This window comes from Actinomadura rugatobispora (assembly GCF_042656285.1).
GTDB classification, from domain to species: Bacteria; Actinomycetota; Actinomycetes; order Streptosporangiales; family Streptosporangiaceae; genus Spirillospora; species Spirillospora rugatobispora.
Window position 1 is genome coordinate 1 of sequence record NZ_JBHSON010000115.1, and the last position, 19,172, is coordinate 19,172.

Below are 19,172 nucleotides of genomic sequence, written 5' to 3' on the forward strand. Positions count from 1 at the left end.
GTTCCCTACGCGACCTGGCCAAGTGGGCTCGACCAGAGGCGACGGGGAGGCCCCAGACCATCACTCCGGTGGAAAGGGGGCCCCGCACGCTGACATCGAACCCGGCGTCCCAGATCGCGCTACCAAAAGTACAGAGACGAACACAAAGCGTCAAGTCGGATCACTTGATCACCCACATGTTCACTCAACCGACCTCACAGGCGAACAGTTCGCACCCCTCGGCGTCGGCGACCTTCACCGCGGCGGCAGCCACCTGGGCGACGTCGAAGGCGGGCCTGGGCCCCTATGGTCCACAGTGTCCTTGAGACACAGTTCTCTCAGGCGCCGATGGAGCGAAGGAGTCTCGCGATGAGCAAGGTGGTACTGGACGTCTCGGTGTCCCTGGACGGATTCACGACCGGACCGAACGTCAGGCCGGAAGAGCCCATGGGGGACGGCGGCGAACAGCTGCACGAGTGGATGGCCGGGAAGGGACCGGACGGCCGGGCCGACCTCGACGTCATGCGGGAGTCCGACGGGACGATCGGGGCCGTCATCACCGGACGGCGAACCTTCGACCTCGGCGTGGGCAACTGGGGCGGCACGCCGTGGCCCGGCATCCCGACCTTCGTGGTCACCCACCGCACCAGGGAGGACCTGCTCGGCGACAACGGCGGGACGTTCGCCTTCGACGGCCTGGAGGCCGCGGCCCGCCGCGCCAAGGACGCCGCAGGGGGCAAGGAGGTCTGGGTGCTGGGCGCCGACATCGCCCGGCAACTGCTGCGAGCGGGCCTGCTCGACGAGGTCCGCATCCACCTCGTCCCCCTGCTCCTGGGAGACGGCACACCGCTGTTCTTCGGCGAGCGCTCCGAGCTGATCCCGGAGCGGAAGGCCACCACGGGCTCCGTGACCCACCTGCGCTACCGCGTCCCCAAGCCCTGACACTCACCCGCCGGCGGCGCAACAACACACCCCGCCCGAGGGCCGATTCGGCGGTCAGGGGCTTGCGGTGAGGATGGCCTCGGTGGTGGTGTGCAGGTCGGTTATGGCGGCGGTGGCCTGGGGCTCGTCGAGATCGCTGCTGAGGCGTTGTTCCAGGTCGGCCAGGACCATGACGATGTGGAGGTTGACCACGCGCAGGCGTTCGTCGCTCAGGCCGGGGAGGACGTCGGTCAGGAGGGCGACGAGTTCGGTCATTCCGGCGTAGTGCTCGCTGGAGAACGGCCAGGCCCGGTGGCCTCCGGCCAGGACGTAGCGGCTGGTGAGGCGCAGGTGCCAGCTGGTGCCGCGGTGGGCGAGCACATGCTCGGCGAGCGGGGCCAGGTAGGCCCGGACGAGGGCGGGCAGGTCGCGGGCGCGGCCGGTGGCCCGGATCTCGGCGATGAGCTCGCGGCGGCGGCGGTTCAGCGGCGCCATCCGGGACTCGTAGAGGGCGTTGACCAGGCCCGCCTTGTCGCCGAAGTGGTACTGGACGGCCGAGTGGTTGCGCTGCCCGGCCGCGACGGCGATCTCGCGCAGGGACACCTCGAAGCCGCGCTCGGCGAAGAGCCGCTCGGCGGCGCCCAGGATCTTCTCGTTCGCTCGCATCGTTGCCATCTTCTCCTTGGATGCCCTAGCGTTCGGCGGGTTAAGACAAGTTGTCTTAATCTGGAGGGCAGCCATGAACTCGGAACCCGTCTTCCGCCGGGCCGGCCGTCCGCCCGGCGGCGCGCCCGACATCGTCGCCATCGTCCTGGACGACACCGGATTCGCCCAGCTCGGCTGCTTCGGCTCCGGCATCGCCACCCCGCACATGGACCGGCTGGCCGCCGGAGGGCTGCGCTACAACCGGTTCCATGTGACGGCGCTGTGCTCGCCGACCCGCGCGTCGTTCCTCACCGGACGCAACCACCACGCGGTCGGCATGGGGTTCCTCGCCGACATCCCGCTGGACCACCACGGGTACACGGCCCGGCTGCCCCGGTCGGCGGCGGCCCTGCCGCGGATCCTGCGCGACAACGGCTACTCCACCCTGGCCGTCGGCAAGTGGCATCTCACCCCGCGGTTCGAACGCTCGGCGGCCGGTCCGTTCAGCCACTGGCCGCTGGGCGTGGGGTTCGAGCGGTACTACGGCTTCCTGCAGGGTGACGCCAACCACTACGCGCCCAACCTCGTCCAGGACAACCACTACATCGACCCGCCCGCCACGCCCGAGCAGGGCTACCACCTCACCGAGGACCTGGCCGACCGCGCCATCCGGTATCTGGACGACCAGCGCTACGCGGCCCCGGGCAAGCCGTTCTTCCTGTACTTCGCGCCGGGCGCCATGCACTCCCCGCACCATGTGACGCCCGAATGGGTCGAACCGTACCGGGGACGGTTCGACCAGGGCTGGGACGCATGGCGGGAGCAGATCTTCCAGCGGCAACTCGCCTCCGGGGTCGTCCCGGACGGCACGTCCCTCACGCCGCGTCCGGACTGGGTGCCCGCCTGGGACGGCCTGGACGGCGACCACCGCCGCATGTACGCCCGCCAGCAGGAGGTCTTCGCCGGATTCCTCACCCACACCGACGCCCAGATCGGCCGCCTGCTCGACCACCTGGAGGCGGCCGGGCGGCTCGACAACACGATCGTCGTGCTGTTCTCCGACAACGGCGCCAGCGCCGAGGGCGGTGTGGAGGGCAGCGTCAACGAGCACCGCTTCTCGGTGGGCGTCCGGGAGTCGCTCGCCGACAATCTCGCGCACTACGACGACTGGGGCGGTCCGCGTACCTACAACCACTACGCCTGGGGCTGGGCGTGGGCGGGCAACACGCCCTTCCGCCTGTGGAAGCGGTACACCTGGCTGGGCGGCACCCGGACGCCGCTGATCGTCCACTGGCCCGCCGGGATCCGCGAACGCGGCGCGGTCCGCGACCCGGTCGTGCACGTCAACGACCTGTTCCCGACGCTCCTGGACGCCGCGGGCATCCCGGCCCCGGAGGTTGTCGACGGGATCGTCCAGCAGCAGGTCGACGGGGCCAGCTTCCGCGCCACCTTCGACGACCCGGCGGCGCCCGCGCCCCGCGACACCCAGTACTTCGAGATGCTCGGCTCCCGTTCCCTCATCCACGGACGCTGGAAGGCCACCACCGACCACGTCTCCAAGGGCGTGCTCGACGAGGAGGAGCTGCTGACCGGCAGCCGTCGTTTCGAGGACGACCACTGGGCCCTGTTCGACCTCGACGGGGACTTCTCCGAGTCCGCCGACGTGGCGGCCGAGCATCCCGGCGTCGTCGGCGAACTCCGCGGTCTGTGGGATCGGGAGGCCGAACGCAACCACGTGCTGCCGCTGTTCGACAACCTCGTCGACCGCTTCGGCAGCTTCATCGGCCCGGTCTGGCCCGCGGGCGGCGACCGCACCTTCCGTCCCGGCGCCTCGCCCGTCTGCGACGAGTCGCTTCCGATGCTGTCGGGCGGTTTCCGGTTCACCGCCGAGGTGGTGGCCGCCGACGCCCCGGACGGCGTCCTGTTCGCCCTCGGCGACTGGAACGGCGGGTTCGCGCTCTTCGTCGCCGACGGCCGTCTCACCTTCGCGTTCTCGCGCGCGGGCGAGCCCCTCGACGTGGTCGCCGACCGTCCCGTGCCCGCCGGACGGCAGCGCCTCGGCGTCGTCCACACGACGGGCGCCGCCTTCCACCTCCTGCACGGCGACACCCCGGTCGGGACGCTGACCTTCGACGGCCACCTGCCCGCGTCCGTGCAGCACGGCGGCGCGGGACTGCGCCTCGGCTTCGACGCCGGGCTGCCGGTCTCGGACCGCTACCGGACGCCTTCCCCCTGGAACGGCGACCTGATCTCCGTCCGGCTCCAGACCCCCGGCCCCGGACGCATCGACCCGGTCGACGAGCTACGGACGGCCCTGCACTCCGACTGACCCGCCGCGGTCAGACCACAGGTCGGCAATCGGCATTAGATATCGGCACATAGGGCGGATTAGCCGAGATCAGTGATTTGATTATGCCCCTGTCGTTCTTCCCGCCGGAGCGAACGACGCGGGACGTTTCCCTCACACACCTCCACACGGTGCGTGCACCTAATAGCGCTTCCGATCGACCCCAAATAGGAAAAGCGGTCGGAAATATCCATGCGTGATTTATCTCACACCAGAGCGTCGCCGCAAATCTGGCATTTATGGGCAGCCCTGGTAGCCCTCTCGTCAGTGACGCGCCAGAGTTTCTCCCACCACCACCGGCTCAGGCTCCCGTCGCTCTGATCTCCTGCCGGCACAGGCGACGTGGGCCGTCTCTCCACGGAGGCGCAGCACATGGAGCGCATGTACTCGTGCGGCTGCCCTGTGCCTGCGGACGCAGGCACGGGGCCCAACTGCCCGCGCAACCCGGCCACGCCCACCATGACCACTCCGACGGCTGCCCATGCCCATCACGACCATCGTCAGGCCGGTACGGAAACCAGCCGTTGTTGCGCGGGCCACCTGCACGCCTGCTGCGCGAATTCCGCGACCGGGCCGGCCCCGCCCTCCCCGCCCTCCCAGCGCACGGAGCCGTCCGACGGGACACGGAGCTGGGCGATGGGAATGGCTCCCTGGATCGCCCTGGTCCTCCTGGTCCCGGTGCTGTCACTGGCCTCGGACTGGGCACCGCACTGGGTCATCGAACTCGTCCGTGTCCTGCTGAAGCGATAGAACCCGAGACGCGAATTCCCGTCGCTGAAAAACAACAGGAAACCGGGGCAAAGTGATCGGCTTTCCCGGTTGCCCGGTCACCTCAGAGGAAGGCGGGGCCCCGGCGGAGGAGGGTGTCGTACACCATCTGCTGGACGACCTCGCGCACATGGTCGGTGATGTTGAAGACCGTCATCGGGTCGTCGGCGGCGGAGGCGTCGTAGTCCTCCAGCGGCATCGGCTCGCCGAACTGGATCATCCACTTGGACGGCAGCGGCAGCAGTCCCGCCGGGCCGAGCAGCGGGAACGTCGGGGTGACCGGGAAGTACGGCAGGCCCAGCAGGCGGGCCAGCGGCCGCAGGTCGGCGATCTTGGGGTAGATCTCCTCGGCGCCGACGATGGCGCACGGGATGATCGGGACGTCGGCGCGCAGCGCGGTGCCGACGAAGCCGCCGCGGCCGAAGCGCTGCAGCCGGTAGCGCTCGCTGAACGGCTTCCCGACGCCCTTGAAGCCCTCCGGGAAGACCCCGACGAGCTCGCCCTTGCCCAGCAGGCGGCCCGCGTCGGCGGGGCAGGCCAGGGTGTGGCCGGCCTTGCGGGACAGGTGCCCCAGCAGCGGCACCTGGTAGACCAGGTCGGCGCCGAGGAGCCGCAGGTCGCGATGGGCGTGGTCGTGGACGGCGACCGACAGCATGATCCCGTCGAGCGGCAGCGTGCCGGAGTGGTTGGCGACGATCAGGGCGCCGCCCTCGGCGGGCAGGTGCTCCAGGCCGAACAGCTCGACCCGGAACCAGTGCTCGTAGAACGCGCGGGCCAGGGGCAGCAGGACGGAGCTGTTGAACTCGCTGTCGAAGCCGAACTCGTCGACCTCGTACTCCCCGGCCAGGCGGCGGCGCAGGAACGCCAGCCCAGAGGCGACCTTGCGCTCCAGCGGGGAGCGCGGCGGCGGCTCGTCGTGCCGCGCGGCGTTCAGCGGGATGACCCGGGCGCCCTCGTCCTCGCGGGCGAACCGCTCCTCGTGGTGGGCGTTCATCGGGTGGCCTCCCTGCCGGGCGTGCGGGGGTCGCCCCCCGCGATGATCAGCCGCGGTGCAGCGCCGCGGCGAGCCGGTCGATCAGGTGGAGCGGGGCGCCGCGTCCCAGCCCCTCGCCGGAGACGAAGTCCGCGAACGCCGCCTCGGTGGTGTACTTCGGCCGCCAGGACAGCTCCGCCACGAGCCGGGCCGTGTCGACCACGCGGCCGTAGGTCAGCCAGCGCTGCAGCGCCGGGGAGAAGCCCGTCATCCCGGCGAACCGGCGTCCCGCGTCGCCCATCACCGAGATCGACGGGCCCGGGAGCGGCACGGAGGAGCGCCCGGCCCGCCGCAGGGCCTGCGACAGCAGCAGCACCCCGTCGCCCGCGACGTTGTAGGTGCCGGGATGGTCCTCCACCGTCGTCCGGCGCAGCACCTCGATCCCGTCGTCCTCGTGCAGGAACTGCAGCCGGGGATCGAAGCCCAGCACCGTCGGGACGACGGGCATCCGCAGGTACCGGGTGAACGGCGAGTCGACGCCCGGCCCGAGGAAGTTGGCGAAGCGCAGCACCGACACCGTCAGGTCCGAGCGCCGCCGCCGCAGCCCGCGCACGTAGCCCTCGACCTCGACCGCGTCCTTGGCGTAGCCGGACGCGGGCGCCTCGACGGGCTCGTCGCCCTCGGTGAACACCGCCGGGTCCATCGGCGAGGAGCCGTAGACGGCGGCCGAGGACCGCACGACGAGCTTGCGCATGTCGGGCGACCGCTGGCAGGCGGCCAGCAGCTGCATCGTCCCGATGACGTTGAATTCCTTCACCTTCGACCGGGGCGCCGACGGTGCCGTCACCAGGTTCAGGTGGACGACGGTGTCGACCCCGGCGGAGGAGATGACCTTCGCGATGCTCGGCGTGCGGATGTCGACGCGCACGAACTCGGTGCGTCCGAGCGGCGTCGCGGGCGGAACGGTGTCGACCCCGATGACCCGTTCGATGCCCGGGTCTGCCTGAAGGGTGTTCGCGACCCGGGCCCCGAGGAATCGGGAGACTCCCGTGACGAGAACGACACGGGCCGCAGCGGAGGGCATGGACGACACTGTGCGCTCCACCCCTTACGGCTGAGTGGCCGGTGCGTTTACTTCTTGTTGCGGCGCTGGATACGCGTCTTCTTCAGCAGCTTGCGGTGCTTCTTCTTGGCCATCCGCTTGCGGCGCTTCTTGATGACAGAGCCCACGTGACCTCGCTCGGTGTCTTGGGTGCCGACAGGAGTCGGCCGTGCCGTCCGGCGAGCTGGGCTCTCCCGGCGTGCACGGGCCGAGGCCCAAGCGTACCGCTGTGCCGGTCGCGCTCTGTCCGCCGGTCACCCCCGGCACGGCGCGCCGACCTCCCCGTCCACCTGTGGCGGTCGCCTCGGCGGGGCCCGTGGCCGGTGCCGGACGGCCCTCCGGCACGGCGCGGCCGGGACGCTGCGTGATCATCCGGACGGAGAGCATCCGCTCGGAGATCGCCCGCTCGGTGAGCGAGCGTGCCGTCGCCGGGCACACGACGACGGGCCCGGCGGCGGGGCTCGTCGCCCCGCGTCCGGGCAAGACCTTTCCCGGTGTCCAGGGTGCCGCGGACATCGGAGATGCCCCCGGCTCCCCGGACACCGGCCTCGGCTGGCCCAAGGCCGCCGACCGGTTCTTGTCCTGCTCTGTTCCCCAGCTGGCCGCGCGGATCGCGAGACCCGCGCGGACGCCCCCTGCACGGCCGGAGCGGGAGTGTGCGGCGAGGTCATGGGTCATGGCCCCGCCCTACCCCGTTATCCGGCTTCGATGAAAGCTTCGCGCAGATAGTCGTGAACGGCCTGCTCGGGAACCCGGAACGAGCGGCCCACGCGGATCGCGGGCAGCTCGCCCGAGTGGACGAGACGGTAGACGGTCATCTTGGACACCCGCATCACCGCCGCCACTTCGGCCACGGTCAGGAACCTGACCTCACTCAGAGGTCGCTCGCCTGAGCTCATCGGACGCCCTCTTCCACACGTGCCGCGCACCGGCCCTTTGGGTGACTTTGATCACGCACGTGTACTTCCCCCAGCGTAAATCGTGTACCGACAGTCGCAAGAGGGGAGTTCCACCCATTTCCGTATCCCGACCTGTCCCAGGAGCCACAGTGTGCTTGCGCACCGAGCGTCGACCCTGTGTGCACTGGCGGTGGCACGGCGAGCGGGCGCCGGTCCGGATCACCCGATGACCTGCGACTCAGGCGTCGAACCCGGCTCCCCGCGCGTGCTGCGGCCCCGCCAGGGGCCCCGTGTCACACTGCGTGACGCCTTCGGGGCCTCGCGGACAGGAGGACGGGCCGGTAACGGTCAGGAGAGCCCTGCGCGCTCGAGCAAAAACTCGGTCATGGGCGCGTAATGGTGCGACGATATGCCGTCGTCCAGCGGGACGACCACGTCGATCTTGCCCTCGGCGGCGCCGGCGAACAGCGCGGGGTCGTTACAGTCCGCGAACCCGACGGTGTCGATGCCGGCCTCGCCGGCCGCGCCGGCCCAGCCGTGATCCGCGATGGCCAGATCCGGCCAATCCCCCGATTCGGCTGCGAGCTCGGCCAGCATCGCCTCCATCGGAGCCGAGTCGTGGGTGTGGTGGGTGCGGCCGTCCGCGTCCTCCAGCATCGCCACGCCGCCCGGCGCGTACACGATCCGGCGCGGCTCGGACCCGTAGTAGGTCTCGATCTCGTACGACCAGCCCGCCGAGGGCGTCAGCACCCGGCAGCCGGCCTCGCGCAGCGCCCCCGCCAGCGCCTGGTACACCGGCGTGAGCGTGGCCGGGTGCCCGGTCGCCAGCACCACCGGCTCCCGGCGGCGGGCGGCGCGGCCGATCCGGTCGCCCATCGCCTCCAGCGCGTCGAGGGTCAGGTCGGGGTCGATGGTGTCGTCGCCGTACAGGTGCAGGGGGTCGGCCACGACGCCGCAGCGCTCGACCATGGCCTCCAGCACGTCCCGCTCCGTCCACGCCCGCTTGAGGTCCAGGCCGAACAGGTAGTACGGGTTGCGCGCCGCCATCCGCCGGTAGTGGAGGAGGTTGTTCTGGCGCGGCGTGGCCACGTCTCCGGCGATCATCGTGCGGACCAGGTGGGCCCGCAGCTCCGCCCGCTCCGGAGCCGCCATCACGCTCCCGCCCCGGGCCGCACGGCCGCGGACGCGGGCGAAGGCCCGGTCACAGGTCCGTCATGGGGTCCAGGCCGTGCTCCGGGAACACCGCCCGCCGGGTCGCCAGCACCGCCTGATCCACCGGGTTCGCCGGGTCGTAGCCGTTCCCCCACGTGACCACCTCCACCACGCTCGTCCCATCGGTCATCCGGCGCGGTGCGATCTCCGCGGTCCGCCGCCGGACGAAGTCGCGCCACGGCTCGGGCGTGGCGGTCTCCGGCTCGATCGGACGGCCCGCCGCCTCGGCCAGCAGGTGCGTCCAGGCGCGCGGCACGACCTGGACCAGCTCGTACCCGCCGCCGCCGGTCGCCAGCCAGCGCCCGCCCGCCACCCGGTGCGCCAGCCGGTGCAGCCACGCGTACGCGGTGCGCTGCCCGTCCACGCTGAGGGTCAGGTGCGCCAGCGGGTCCAGCGCGTGGCTGTCGCAGCCGTGCTGGGTGACCAGCACGTCCGGCCGGAACGCCTCCAGCAGCGGCGGCACGACGGCGTCGAAGGCGCGCAGCCACAGGGCGTCGCCGGTGCCGGGCGGCAGCGCCACGTTGACCGAGGTGCCCTCCGCGCCCGGGGCGCCGGACTCGTTCGGGAAGCCGGTGCCGGGGAACAGCGTGCGCGGCGTCTCGTGCAGGCTGATCGTCATGACCCGTGGGTCGTCGTAGAAGGCCGCCTGGACGCCGTCGCCGTGGTGGACGTCGACGTCGACGTAGGCGACCCGCTCGGCGCCGTTGGCCAGCAGCCAGGCGATCGCGATCGCCGGGTCGTTGTAGACGCAGAAGCCGGAGGCGGCCTCGGCGAGGGCGTGGTGGAGGCCGCCGGAGACGTTGGCGGCGTGCTCGGCCTCGCCCGTCCAGACCGCGCGGGCGGCGGCCACGGAGGCCCCGGCGACCAGCGCGGACGCGTCGTGCATGCCCAGGAAGACGGGGTTGTCGGTGTTGCCGAGGCCGTACCGGGGGTCGGGCAGGCCGGTGTCCCCGGCGTGCTTGACGGCCGCGATGTAGACCGCGTCGTGGACGAGCCCCAGCAGCTTGTCGTCGGCGGCCTCGAACCCCTCGACCCGCACGTTCGTCTCATCGAGCAGGCCGAACTCGCGGGCGAGGGCCATGGTCAGCTCGACGCGGACGGGGTTCATGGGGTGACCGGCGCCGAAGTCGTAGGAGATGAGCCGGTCGTCCCAGAAGACCTTGAGCCCGCAGTCGTTCGGGGACGCGGGGGGCGGGGCGCTGCTCATGGCCCTCACGCTACCGTTCCGGCCGCGGTCCCGGCCGCGTGGCCTGGGTCACAGCCACCCGCCGTGACCAGCGCCGGATTCTTTACTTGACCCCTACTTGACGTGCAGCATGGTCATTATGTGAACTATTTCATTATTTGGGCATCTTTTTTACAAGCACGAAACGAACGGTTGGGGGGCGCAGATGGTCCGGGAGCAGGTGGACACGGGTCCTGCGTACGAGCGCTCCCCGAGCGTCCGGAGCAAGGCGATCTCCAGCGCGCTCAGGCTCGGGACCAGGGCGTTCATGCACCGCGTACCGGCCCACGCCGGGAGCATACGCACCGCCCGCTCCACCGTGGACGCCGCCTCCCTGCTGCTGCGGCCGTCCCAGCGCGTCCGGGTCAGGCAGGTGGTCGACCCGCGGGTGGAGACCGGGCGGCTGCGCCGGTCGGTACGCGGCGAGTGGGTCGTGACCAAGGACGCCGAGGAGGCCTCCCCCATCGGGGCGATCCTCTACCTGCACGGCGGCGGGTACATGTTCTGCTCGCCCCGCACGCACCGGCCGATCACCTCCCGGCTGGCGCTCGACACCGGGCTCCCCGTCTTCGCTCCCCGCTACCGGCTGGCGCCCGAGCACCCCTTCCCCGCGCCGCTGGAGGACGCGGTCGCCGCGTACGAATGGCTGCTGGACCGGGGCGTCCCGGCCGAAGGGATCGTGATCGCGGGCGACTCGGCGGGCGGGCACCTGGCCGCGGCGCTGACCGGCGAGATCTGCCGCACGGGGCTGCCGCGCCCGGCCGGGACCGTGCTGTTCTCCCCGTGGATCGACCTGACCTGCGAGCTGTCCGAGCCGGCGCAGCGGCTCGTCCGCGACCCGTACATCAGCGCCACCACGGCGCGGCGGATGGCGCGGCTGATCGTCGGTCAGACCGGGTTCGACGACCCGCGGTTCGCGCTGCTGACCTCGCCCTGGACGGACACGCCGCCGTTCCTGCTCCAGGTCGGCGGCGCCGAGGTGCTGCGGCCTGAGGCGGAGGCGTTCGCCGAGGCGCTGGACGCGGCCGGCACCCCCTGCGAACTCCAGGTCTGGAAGGGGCAGATGCACGTCTTCCAGATGCTCAACCGCGTCCTGCCGGAGGCGGACGCGGCGATGGCCGACACCGACCGCTTCATCCGCTCCGTCGTGCCCGGCCTCCCCGAGCCGGGAACGGCCCCCGAGCCCGGGACGGGGGCCTCCCCCGAGGCCAGGACCGGCTCCAAGGCCGGGAGCGGGACGGAGGCCGCCTGACGGCCGGGTCAGGTGGTCACAGCGGCTGCTGCCGCACCGGGCCTTCCGAAGCGCTCTCCGACGGACCCGGCGTCCCCTCGGCCCGCTTCCGCCGGGCGGTCAGCACCCCGGCCAGCGCGGCCAGCGCGGCGATGCCCTCGCCCACCAGGCTGATCGTCTTCTCGCCGTACCAGACCGGCTCGTACATGTCCGGCAGCGGGCCGATCGCGCCCACGTCCACGGAGTAGTACAGCAGCAGCGCGCCCACCGCGCTCGCCGCCACCAGGAACGCCACGGCGTAGGTCCAGCGCCGCGCGAGGACCAGGACCAGGATCCCGGCCAGCGCCGCCACCACGGCCTGGACGCGGAACAGCACGTCACCCCCGACGCTGCCGCCGTCCACGAAGGCCATGTCGGACGCGAAGACCCAGTGGACGTAGGCATCGGCCGCCAGACCGGCGGCCACCAGAACGCGCAGCAGAACTCCCATACCTACTACACGGCCACAACCACCCGATCGGATCAACCATCCTGGACCGTGACTTTTCCGATAGGCAGGGCTTCCCTGAGCGGCCGGGTCGGCCGGGTCGGCCTCCGGCGGGTCAGCCGCCGGCCAGCTCGCGGCCCCGGTTCCGGGCCGCCTCGATCGCCTCCAGCACCGCCGCCCGGACGCCGTGCCGCTCCAGCTCCCGGATCGCCGCGATCGTCGTGCCGCCCGGCGAGGTCACCGCCTCCCGCAGCATCACCGGATGCTCGCCCGAGTCGCGCAGCATCACCGCCGCGCCCACCGCCGACTGGACCACCATCTCCAGCGCCGCCGCCCGCGGCATCCCCAGCAGGATGCCCGCGTCCACCATCGCCTCGACCAGGTAGTAGAAGTACGCGGGGCCGCTCCCCGACAGCGCCGTGGCGCCGTCCTGCAGCGACTCCGGCAGCCGCAGCACCTTCCCGACCGGCGACAGCAGCTCCTCGGCCAGCTTCAGATGCTCCTCGCCCGCGTGCGACCCGGCCGAGATCACGCTCATCGCCTCGTCCACGTGCACCGGCGTGTTGGACATGACCCGCACCACCGGCACGCCCGCGGGGACCCGCTCCTCGATGAAGCCCGTGGTGATCCCCGCCGCCATCGAGATGACCAGCCGGCCGGGACGGATCTTCGGGCCGACCTCGTCCAGCAGCACGCCCATGTCCTGCGGCTTGACCGCCAGCACCAGCGTGTCGGCGGCGGCCGCGGCCTCGACGTTGCGGACGATCTCGATGCCGTACCGCTGCCGCAGCAGCGCGCCGCGCTCCTCCCGGCGGACGGTGGCCATCAGTTCCGCGGGGGGCCGGCCCGCCCGGAGCACCCCGGACAGCAGCGCCTCGCCCATCTTGCCGGCACCCAGAATCGCGATCATTCATACACCTTGACGTGGGGTTCCATCGACGCCCTCAGCCTAGCGACCGCGCGGGCGCGGCCCGTCACGACCGGGTGGCCACCGAGCGCAGGAAGAAGCCCAGGTTCGCGGGACGCTCGGCCATGCGCCGCATGAAGTAGCCGTACCACTCCTCGCCGTACGCCACGTACACCCGCACCCGCGCGCCCAGCTCGGCCAGCCGCCGCTGCTCCTGGGGGCGGATCCCGTACAGCATCTGGTACTCGAAGGTGTCCGGGTCGCGGTCGTACAGCACCGCCAGCGCGCCCGCGATCTCGACCAGGCGCGGGTCGTGCGTGGCCAGCATCGGATAGCCCTTGCCGCCCATCAGGACCTTCATGCACCGCACGAACGACTTGTCGACCTCGCCCTTGCCGGTGAACGCCACCGACTCGGGCGCGGCGTAGGCGCCCTTGCACAGCCGCACGCGCGACCCCTCGTACGCCAGTTCGGCGCAGTACTCCTCGGCGCGCCGCAGGTACGCCTGGACGACCGCGCCGGTGTCGGGGAAGTCGCGCCGCAGCTCGTGCAGGATCCGCAGCGTGGACTCGACCCGCTGGTACTCCTCCATGTCCAGGGTCACCGTCGTGCTCGCCGAACGCGCCGCCGTGCAGATGCGGCGGGCGTTCTCCAGCGTGAAGTCCTCGTCGATGGCCTGGCCCACGGCGGTCAGCTTCAGCGACACCTCCGCGCGCCCGCCGAACCCGGCGGCGGCCAGCCGCTCCAGCAGCTCGACGTAGTGCTTGACGGCCGCCTCGGCCTGGCTCGCGTCGTGCACGTCCTCGCCGAGCACGTCCAGGCTGACCAGCAGGCCCTCGTCGGCCAGCGCGCCGGTGACGCGCAGCGCGTCGTCGATCGTCTCGCCCGCGATGAACCGGTGCACCACGTCACGGGTGAGCGGCGCGGTCTCCATCACCTTCCGCACCCCGTCGCTGCGCGACGCGGCCAGCAGGGCCTGCCGAAGCACTTCCCATCCCCTTTTCCGGACGGCACGGCTCAGTCCGCCCTCCCCAGGTTAATCCCCTGGGGCGAAGGCTCCGATCACCGGCGGGGCCGGGCCGGCCGGGAAAAGCGGGACCGGTCAGGAGACGGTGCCGACGCGGTTGGTGCCGCCGTGCTGCTGGATGTACTTGTCGACCTCGGCCGTCCGCACCGCCTCGAACAGCGCCGTCGACTTGGCCTTGTCGAGCAGCACCACGCTCTGCGAGCCGCGCGCCGCGGGGCCCTTGTTGGGCAGGGTCAGGAAGCTCACATTGCCCGGCCGCATGCCGCGCAGGCTCAGCGCCAGCGAGCGCAGCCTGCCCGCCGTGACCGAGTCGTCCACGCTGATCGACTTGGTGAACGCCGACAGGAACCGGTCGAGCTTCAGCGGGTTGGTGACCGTGCCGCCGTCGGCGGCCGTCTGCGCCAGCGCCCGCAGGAACGCCTGCTGCCGCCGGATCCGGTCGAAGTCGCCGTTGGGCAGGCCGTAGCGCTGCCGGACGAACAGCAGCGCCTTCTCGCCGTCGAGCTTCTGCCGGCCGGCCTGCCAGTGGACCTTGTTGGCCGAGTCGTACACGCTCTCGGCGATGTCGACCTCGACGCCGCCGAGCGCGTCGGTCATCGACTTGAACCCGTTGAAGTCGATCGCGCCGAAGTGGTCGACGCGGATGCCGGTGAGGCTCTCCACGGTCTCGATCAGCAGCCGCGGGCCGCCGAACGAGAACGCCGCGTTGATCTTCTGCGGGCCGTAGCCGGGGATCGGCACCCAGGAGTCGCGGGGCAGCGAGATCACGTACGCCTTGCTGCGGTCGGCCGGCAGGTGCAGCAGCATGATCGTGTCGGAGCGCTGCTCGCCCGGCTTCCAGACCTTGCCGCCGTCCCCGGTGGTGCCGACCTCGGCCCGGGTGTCGGAGCCGACCAGCAGCCAGTTCTCGGTGCCGGTCACGCTGCGCTCGGGACGCTTCTTCCCGGTCGGCATCACGCCCGGGAGCCGGTCGATGTTGCCGTTGTAGGACGACTGGCGCTGCCAGACGAGCCCGCCGACCCCCGCCACCACCAGCAGGACGAAGACCACCACCGCGGCCAGGACCCGGGGCCAGCGGCGCTTCCGCCCGGCCCTGCCGGAGCCGCCGCCGGGGCCGCCGGGGCCGTCCGGACCGCCGGGGCCGAACGGGCCTCCCGGCCCGCCCGGGTCCAGCAGTCCCGCGCCCGCGGGAGTCGGCGCGGCCGGGCCCTGCCCGGGAGCGCCCGGACCGGACCCGCCCGGCCGGGCGGTGCCCGGTCCGGCGGCGCCGGGAACAGATGCGGCACCGGATCCGCCGTGCGGCTGCGGCGCCGGCGAACCCGGGAGGTCAACGGGACTCATGCCGCGGGAGATTATCAGCACCCCCGCAGCGCAATCGGGGCATTCGAACCCGCATGGGACCCCGCGGGAAGGACCCGCACCGACTCTTGCCGATCTTGTGGTAAAGGCGGGACGTTATCCCCCTCCCGGACCGTCCGATCGGGGGGTCAGTCGGTGCGGCGGCGCAGCGTCGCCGCGCCCAGCAGCAGCGCCAGCACGGCGCAGGCGCCGATGACGACGACGTCGCGGGTCAGCCCGCCGGAGAAGCCGCTCTCCACCGTGACCCGCTGCATCGCGTCCACCGCGTACGACAGCGGCAGCACGTTCGAGATGGCCTCCAGCCAGGACGCCATCTGGTCGCGCGGCACGATCAGCCCGCACAGCAGCGTCTGCGGCAGGACGAACGCCGGCATGAACTGCACCGCCTGGAACTCGGTCCGGGCGAACGCGCTGGCGAACAGGCCCAGCGCCATGCCCAGCAGCGCGTCCAGCACCGCCACCAGCAGCAGCGTCCACCCCGAGCCGGCCAGGTCCAGGCCGAGCCAGGTCAGCGAGATCCCCAGCACCACCCCGACCTGCACCAGCGCGATCAGGCCGAACGCCAGCGCGTAGCCCAGCAGCAGGTCCAGCTTGCCGATCGGCATGGTCATCAGCCGCTCCAGCGTGCCGCTGGTGCGCTCGCGCAGCGTGCCGACACTGGTCACGATGAACATGATCACGAACGGGAACAGCCCGAGCAGCATCGGGCCGATCCGGTCGAAGGTCCCGGGCTTGTCGAACACGTACCTGAGCAGGATCATCAGCAGCGCCGGCACCCCGACCATCAGGCCGATCGTGCGGTGGTCGTGCCGGAGCTGGCCCAGGATGCGGCGCATCGTGGCCAGCGTGATGGAGACGCTCATGCCGCGCTCCCCTCGGCCGCCGTGGCTCCGCCGCCGGCCCCTTCGGTGATCAGGTGGAGGAAGGCGCCCTCCAGGTCGGCGGCGCCGGTGCGGTCGCGCAGCGACTCGGGGGCGCCGTCGGCGAGGATCCGGCCCTCGCGCATCAGCAGCAGCCGGTCGGTGCGGACCGCCTCGTCCATGACGTGGCTGGAGACCAGCAGGGTGGCGCCGCGATCGGCCAGTTCCCGGAACAGCTCCCACAGCTCCTGGCGCAGCACCGGGTCCAGGCCCACGGTGGGCTCGTCCAGGACGAGCAGCTCGGGCGTGCCGAGCAGCGCGACGGCCAGGTTGGCGCGGCTGAGCTGCCCGCCGGACAGGGTGCCTGCGACCTGGCCGCGGTGGCGTCCGAGGCCGACCTCGTCGATCACCCGGTCGGCGTCGGAGCGGGGGGCGCCGAGGACGGCGGCGAAGTAGCGCATGTTCTCGCGGACGGTGAGATCGGCGTAGACGGCCGGGGACTGGGTGGCGTACCCGACGCGGCGGCGCAGCCCCGCGGACCCGGCGGGCAGGCCGAGCACCGTGACCTCGCCGCCCTTGACGATCTGCACGCCCACCACGGCCCGCATCAGCGTGGTCTTGCCGCAGCCGCTCGGGCCGAGCAGCCCCACCACCGAGCCGCGCGGCACCTCGAAGCCGAGCCCGTGCAGGACCGGCCGGCCGCCCCGGTCCACCCGCAGGTCGCGCACGCGCACCGCCGGGCTGGATCCGTCGGAACTCATCATGTGTTGAATTTAAGTCGGCGATGCGCCGCGGTCAACCCCGCCGACCCCGGCGGCACGGAAGAACCCAGCAACGAAACCGGCCCCGGGCGGGGTGCGGGAAGGAGAAAGGGAAGGGGGCGATCAGCCGAGGTACTGCTGGACGGCCGGCGCGATCAGCTCGACGAGCTCCTCGTCGGTGGCCGAGGCGATCGGCTCGACCTTGAGGACGTACCGCAGCAGCGCCACGCCGATCATCTGCCCGACGGCTGCGTTGATGCGCAGCATCGGGATCCGGTGGGTCTCCGCCGCCCGGCGGAACAGCGCCGCGCTGACGAACTGCCGCATCATCACCGCGGCCTGCTCGTTGGTCATCGCCGAGCGGAGCATGGCCAGGATCGGCGCGCGGCGCTCCTCGTCGCCCCAGATCTCCAGGAACGTGCGGACCATCGTCTCGCCCAGCCGGTCCCGGGGCGCCCCCAGGATCCGCGGCACCAGCTTCTCGGGGTCCACCGGGAACTGCATGGCCTGGACGAACACGCCCTCCTTGTTCCCGAAGAAGTGGTGCACCAGGGCCGGATCGACGTCGGCGGCGCGGGCGATGGCGCGCAGGGAGGCGCCGTCGTACCCCTTCTCGGCGAACAGGTCGCGCGCCGCGGCCAGGATCGCCTCGCGGGTCTCGGTCGGGCCGGGACGCCGCCCGGGACCCCGCCCGGAACGGCGGTCGGTGCCGTTCCCGCCGGGCCGGACGGGCTCGGTCACCGCACGCTCCGCCGCGTCACCTCGCCGCCCGAGGTGACCTCCCAGGTGTGGTCGGCGGCGGCCAGGTGGAGGCGGGCGAACGCCAGCGCCTCGGCGAGGTCCTCCATGCGGTCGGCCCGGCTGGCCGCGCGGCGGGTGTTGACCTCCAGGCAGATGTGGCCGTGGTAGCCGTCGTCGGCCAGCTTCTCCAGCATCGGCCCGCACGGCTGGTTGCCCCGGCCGGGAACCAGGTGCTCGTCCTTGTTGGTGATGCCGACGCCGTCGGCCAGGTGGACGTGCCGCAGCCGCCCGGCCAGCTCGCCCGCCATCTCCAGGGCGTCCGAGCCCGAGACGGCGGTGTGGGACAGGTCGAGGGTCACGTACGGGTAGTCCTGGTCGACCGGGTTCCAGTCGGGGAGGTACATGCCGGCCTCGGCGCCGCGCGCCTTCAGCGGGAACATGTTCTCGACCGCGAACAGGACGTCGGTCTCGTCCTGCATGCGGGCCAGGCCCTCGACGAACTCGCGGGCGTACTCGCGCTGCCAGCGGAAGGGCGGGTGGACGACGACCACCTCGGCGCCCAGCTCCTCGGCCACCTCCTTGGAACGCACCAACTTCCCCCACGGCTCCCGCCCCCAGACCCGCTGCGTCAGGAGCAGGCACGGCGCGTGGATCGACTTGATCGGCACCTGGTGGTAGTCGGACAGCCGGCGCAGCACGTTGAGATCCTGCGAGGAGGCGTCGGTGGACACCATGACCTCGACGCCGTCGTACCCCAGCATCGCGGCGATCTCGAAGGCGCTGGGCACCTTCTCCGGATAGACCGACGCGGTGGAGAGCGTGATAGGAGCGTCCGGCACGCGGATGGCCGGGACGGTGGCGCCGTTGTGCTGCGGGGTCAAGGCTCCCTCGCCTGGGTGGTCGCTGAGCAGTTCCCTGGACCGAAAGCCTATGCGCCCGCGAAGCCGAAGGAACCCTCGGGAGCCGGTGAACCGATATCTTGACGTCCGGAATGACTACCCTGGGTCTCCGTGGCCGCGATCGCACCGGGGGCCGTGCCGAGCCCCAACATCTGGAACTCCCCGCACGTGTACGAGATCGAGAACCGTGCCGTGGACCCCGACGGGACGCTGGAAGCGGCGATGCGCGCGATCCGTCCCTGGGCCGGGGCCACGGTGCTGGACGTGGGCTGCGGCACCGGCTTCCACCTGCCGCTCTTCGCCCGCGAGGCGGCCCGGGTGATCGGCGTGGAGCCGCATGCCGGGCTGGCCGCGACCGCCCGGCGGCGCGTGCAGGACGTCCCGAACGTCACCGTTCGTATCGGCGCGGCCCAGACATTGCCGCTTCCGGACGCTTCCGTTGACGTGGTCCACGCCCGCTGGGCCTACTTCTTCGGCCCCGGCTGCGAACCGGGGCTGGCCGAGCTCGACCGGGTCGTCCGGCGCGGCGGCGCGATCTTCATCATCGACAACGACGCCACCCGGTCCACCTTCGGCGGCTGGTTCCGCCGCGGCCTGCCCTCCTACGACCCCGCCGCGGTCGAGCGCTTCTGGACGCGCCGCGGCTTCCGGCGCGAGCCGCTGACCATCCGCTGGGAGTTCGGCAGCCGCGAGGACTTCGCCGCCGTGCTGCGCATCGAGTTCCCCGCCGAGCTCGCCGACGCGGTGCTGCGCGAGCACGCGGGCCTGGAGGTGGACTACGCGGTGAATCTGTGGTGGCGTTGCCTCTGAACCCGTGTTACTGACCAGT

Annotated in this window: 19 protein-coding genes; 4 read left to right on the plus strand and 15 right to left on the minus strand. The window is 72.0% G+C overall.

The features are described 5' to 3' along the window. Positions 1-348: 348 nt before the first annotated feature. Entirely contained in the window at positions 349-921 is a 573-nt protein-coding gene (locus ACFPZN_RS48480; protein ID WP_378290590.1) for a dihydrofolate reductase family protein, read from the plus strand. A 54-nt stretch (positions 922-975) separates the two neighbouring features. On the opposite strand, the gene ACFPZN_RS48485 is transcribed toward ACFPZN_RS48480, so the two are convergent. Continuing rightward, on the minus strand, positions 976-1,575 hold the full coding sequence (locus ACFPZN_RS48485) for a TetR/AcrR family transcriptional regulator (RefSeq protein ID WP_378290592.1): 600 nt from the start codon (positions 1,573-1,575) through the stop codon (positions 976-978). A 64-nt stretch (positions 1,576-1,639) separates the two neighbouring features. On the opposite strand from ACFPZN_RS48485, the gene ACFPZN_RS48490 reads away from it, so the two are divergent. Beyond that, positions 1,640-3,874 (plus strand): sulfatase-like hydrolase/transferase, encoded by a 2,235-nt coding sequence (locus ACFPZN_RS48490; RefSeq protein ID WP_378290594.1) that lies wholly within the window; start codon positions 1,640-1,642, stop codon positions 3,872-3,874. An 850-nt stretch (positions 3,875-4,724) separates the two neighbouring features. Here the strand turns inward: ACFPZN_RS48490 and ACFPZN_RS48495 are convergent. From ACFPZN_RS48495 to ACFPZN_RS48520, 6 genes are all read right to left on the minus strand, one after another. After that, a complete protein-coding gene (locus ACFPZN_RS48495) occupies positions 4,725-5,654 on the minus strand; it encodes a lysophospholipid acyltransferase family protein (RefSeq protein ID WP_378290596.1) in 930 nt (309 codons plus the stop codon). Positions 5,655-5,700: 46 nt separating this feature from the next. Continuing rightward, positions 5,701-6,717: an NAD-dependent epimerase/dehydratase family protein gene (locus tag ACFPZN_RS48500; RefSeq protein WP_378290598.1), complete on the minus strand. Its 1,017-nt coding sequence runs from the start codon at positions 6,715-6,717 to the stop codon at positions 5,701-5,703. 47 nt (positions 6,718-6,764) lie between these two features. Beyond that, the gene (locus ACFPZN_RS48505) at positions 6,765-6,863 is read right to left on the minus strand and encodes a 30S ribosomal protein bS22 (RefSeq protein ID WP_018654693.1); all 99 of its coding nucleotides are present in this window, start codon (positions 6,861-6,863) and stop codon (positions 6,765-6,767) included. Positions 6,864-7,430: 567 nt separating this feature from the next. Then, complete coding sequence (locus ACFPZN_RS48510; protein ID WP_030163775.1) at positions 7,431-7,634, minus strand: helix-turn-helix domain-containing protein; 204 nt, start codon at positions 7,632-7,634, stop codon at positions 7,431-7,433. Positions 7,635-7,982: 348 nt separating this feature from the next. Beyond that, entirely contained in the window at positions 7,983-8,786 is an 804-nt protein-coding gene (locus tag ACFPZN_RS48515; protein WP_378290601.1) for a phosphatase, read from the minus strand. A gap of 49 nt (positions 8,787-8,835) precedes the next feature. After that, positions 8,836-10,053, minus strand: coding sequence for an acetoin utilization protein AcuC (locus ACFPZN_RS48520; RefSeq protein ID WP_378290603.1), 1,218 nt, complete (start codon positions 10,051-10,053; stop codon positions 8,836-8,838). A 199-nt stretch (positions 10,054-10,252) separates the two neighbouring features. On the opposite strand from ACFPZN_RS48520, the gene ACFPZN_RS48525 reads away from it, so the two are divergent. After that, positions 10,253-11,323: an alpha/beta hydrolase gene (locus ACFPZN_RS48525; protein ID WP_378290605.1), complete on the plus strand. Its 1,071-nt coding sequence runs from the start codon at positions 10,253-10,255 to the stop codon at positions 11,321-11,323. Between the two features lie 16 nt (positions 11,324-11,339). On the opposite strand, the gene ACFPZN_RS48530 is transcribed toward ACFPZN_RS48525, so the two are convergent. The 8 genes from ACFPZN_RS48530 to ACFPZN_RS48565 all read right to left on the minus strand — a co-directional run bounded on the left by ACFPZN_RS48530 (position 11,340) and on the right by ACFPZN_RS48565 (position 18,325). Beyond that, positions 11,340-11,792, minus strand: coding sequence for a hypothetical protein (locus ACFPZN_RS48530; protein ID WP_378290607.1), 453 nt, complete (start codon positions 11,790-11,792; stop codon positions 11,340-11,342). A 112-nt stretch (positions 11,793-11,904) separates the two neighbouring features. Next, a complete protein-coding gene (gene proC / locus ACFPZN_RS48535) occupies positions 11,905-12,699 on the minus strand; it encodes a pyrroline-5-carboxylate reductase (RefSeq protein WP_378290609.1) in 795 nt (264 codons plus the stop codon). Positions 12,700-12,763: 64 nt separating this feature from the next. Further along, positions 12,764-13,684: a proline dehydrogenase family protein gene (locus ACFPZN_RS48540; RefSeq protein WP_378290611.1), complete on the minus strand. Its 921-nt coding sequence runs from the start codon at positions 13,682-13,684 to the stop codon at positions 12,764-12,766. Between the two features lie 114 nt (positions 13,685-13,798). Next, a complete protein-coding gene (locus ACFPZN_RS48545; RefSeq protein WP_378290613.1) occupies positions 13,799-15,064 on the minus strand; it encodes an LCP family protein in 1,266 nt (421 codons plus the stop codon). A gap of 146 nt (positions 15,065-15,210) precedes the next feature. Further along, positions 15,211-15,945: an ABC transporter permease gene (locus ACFPZN_RS48550; protein WP_378290615.1), complete on the minus strand. Its 735-nt coding sequence runs from the start codon at positions 15,943-15,945 to the stop codon at positions 15,211-15,213. After that, entirely contained in the window at positions 15,942-16,706 is a 765-nt protein-coding gene (locus ACFPZN_RS48555) for an ABC transporter ATP-binding protein (protein ID WP_378290617.1), read from the minus strand. The genes ACFPZN_RS48550 and ACFPZN_RS48555 overlap by 4 nt, the downstream gene beginning before the upstream one ends. A 120-nt stretch (positions 16,707-16,826) precedes the next feature. Beyond that, entirely contained in the window at positions 16,827-17,444 is a 618-nt protein-coding gene (locus ACFPZN_RS48560; RefSeq protein ID WP_378290619.1) for a TetR/AcrR family transcriptional regulator, read from the minus strand. After that, a complete protein-coding gene (locus tag ACFPZN_RS48565; protein WP_378290621.1) occupies positions 17,441-18,325 on the minus strand; it encodes a sugar phosphate isomerase/epimerase family protein in 885 nt (294 codons plus the stop codon). The genes ACFPZN_RS48560 and ACFPZN_RS48565 overlap by 4 nt, the downstream gene beginning before the upstream one ends. Positions 18,326-18,454: 129 nt before the next feature. Here ACFPZN_RS48565 and ACFPZN_RS48570 point away from each other — a divergent pair, with 129 nt between their 5' ends. Next, entirely contained in the window at positions 18,455-19,153 is a 699-nt protein-coding gene (locus ACFPZN_RS48570) for a class I SAM-dependent methyltransferase (RefSeq protein ID WP_378290623.1), read from the plus strand. The last annotated feature ends 19 nt before the right edge of the window (positions 19,154-19,172 follow it).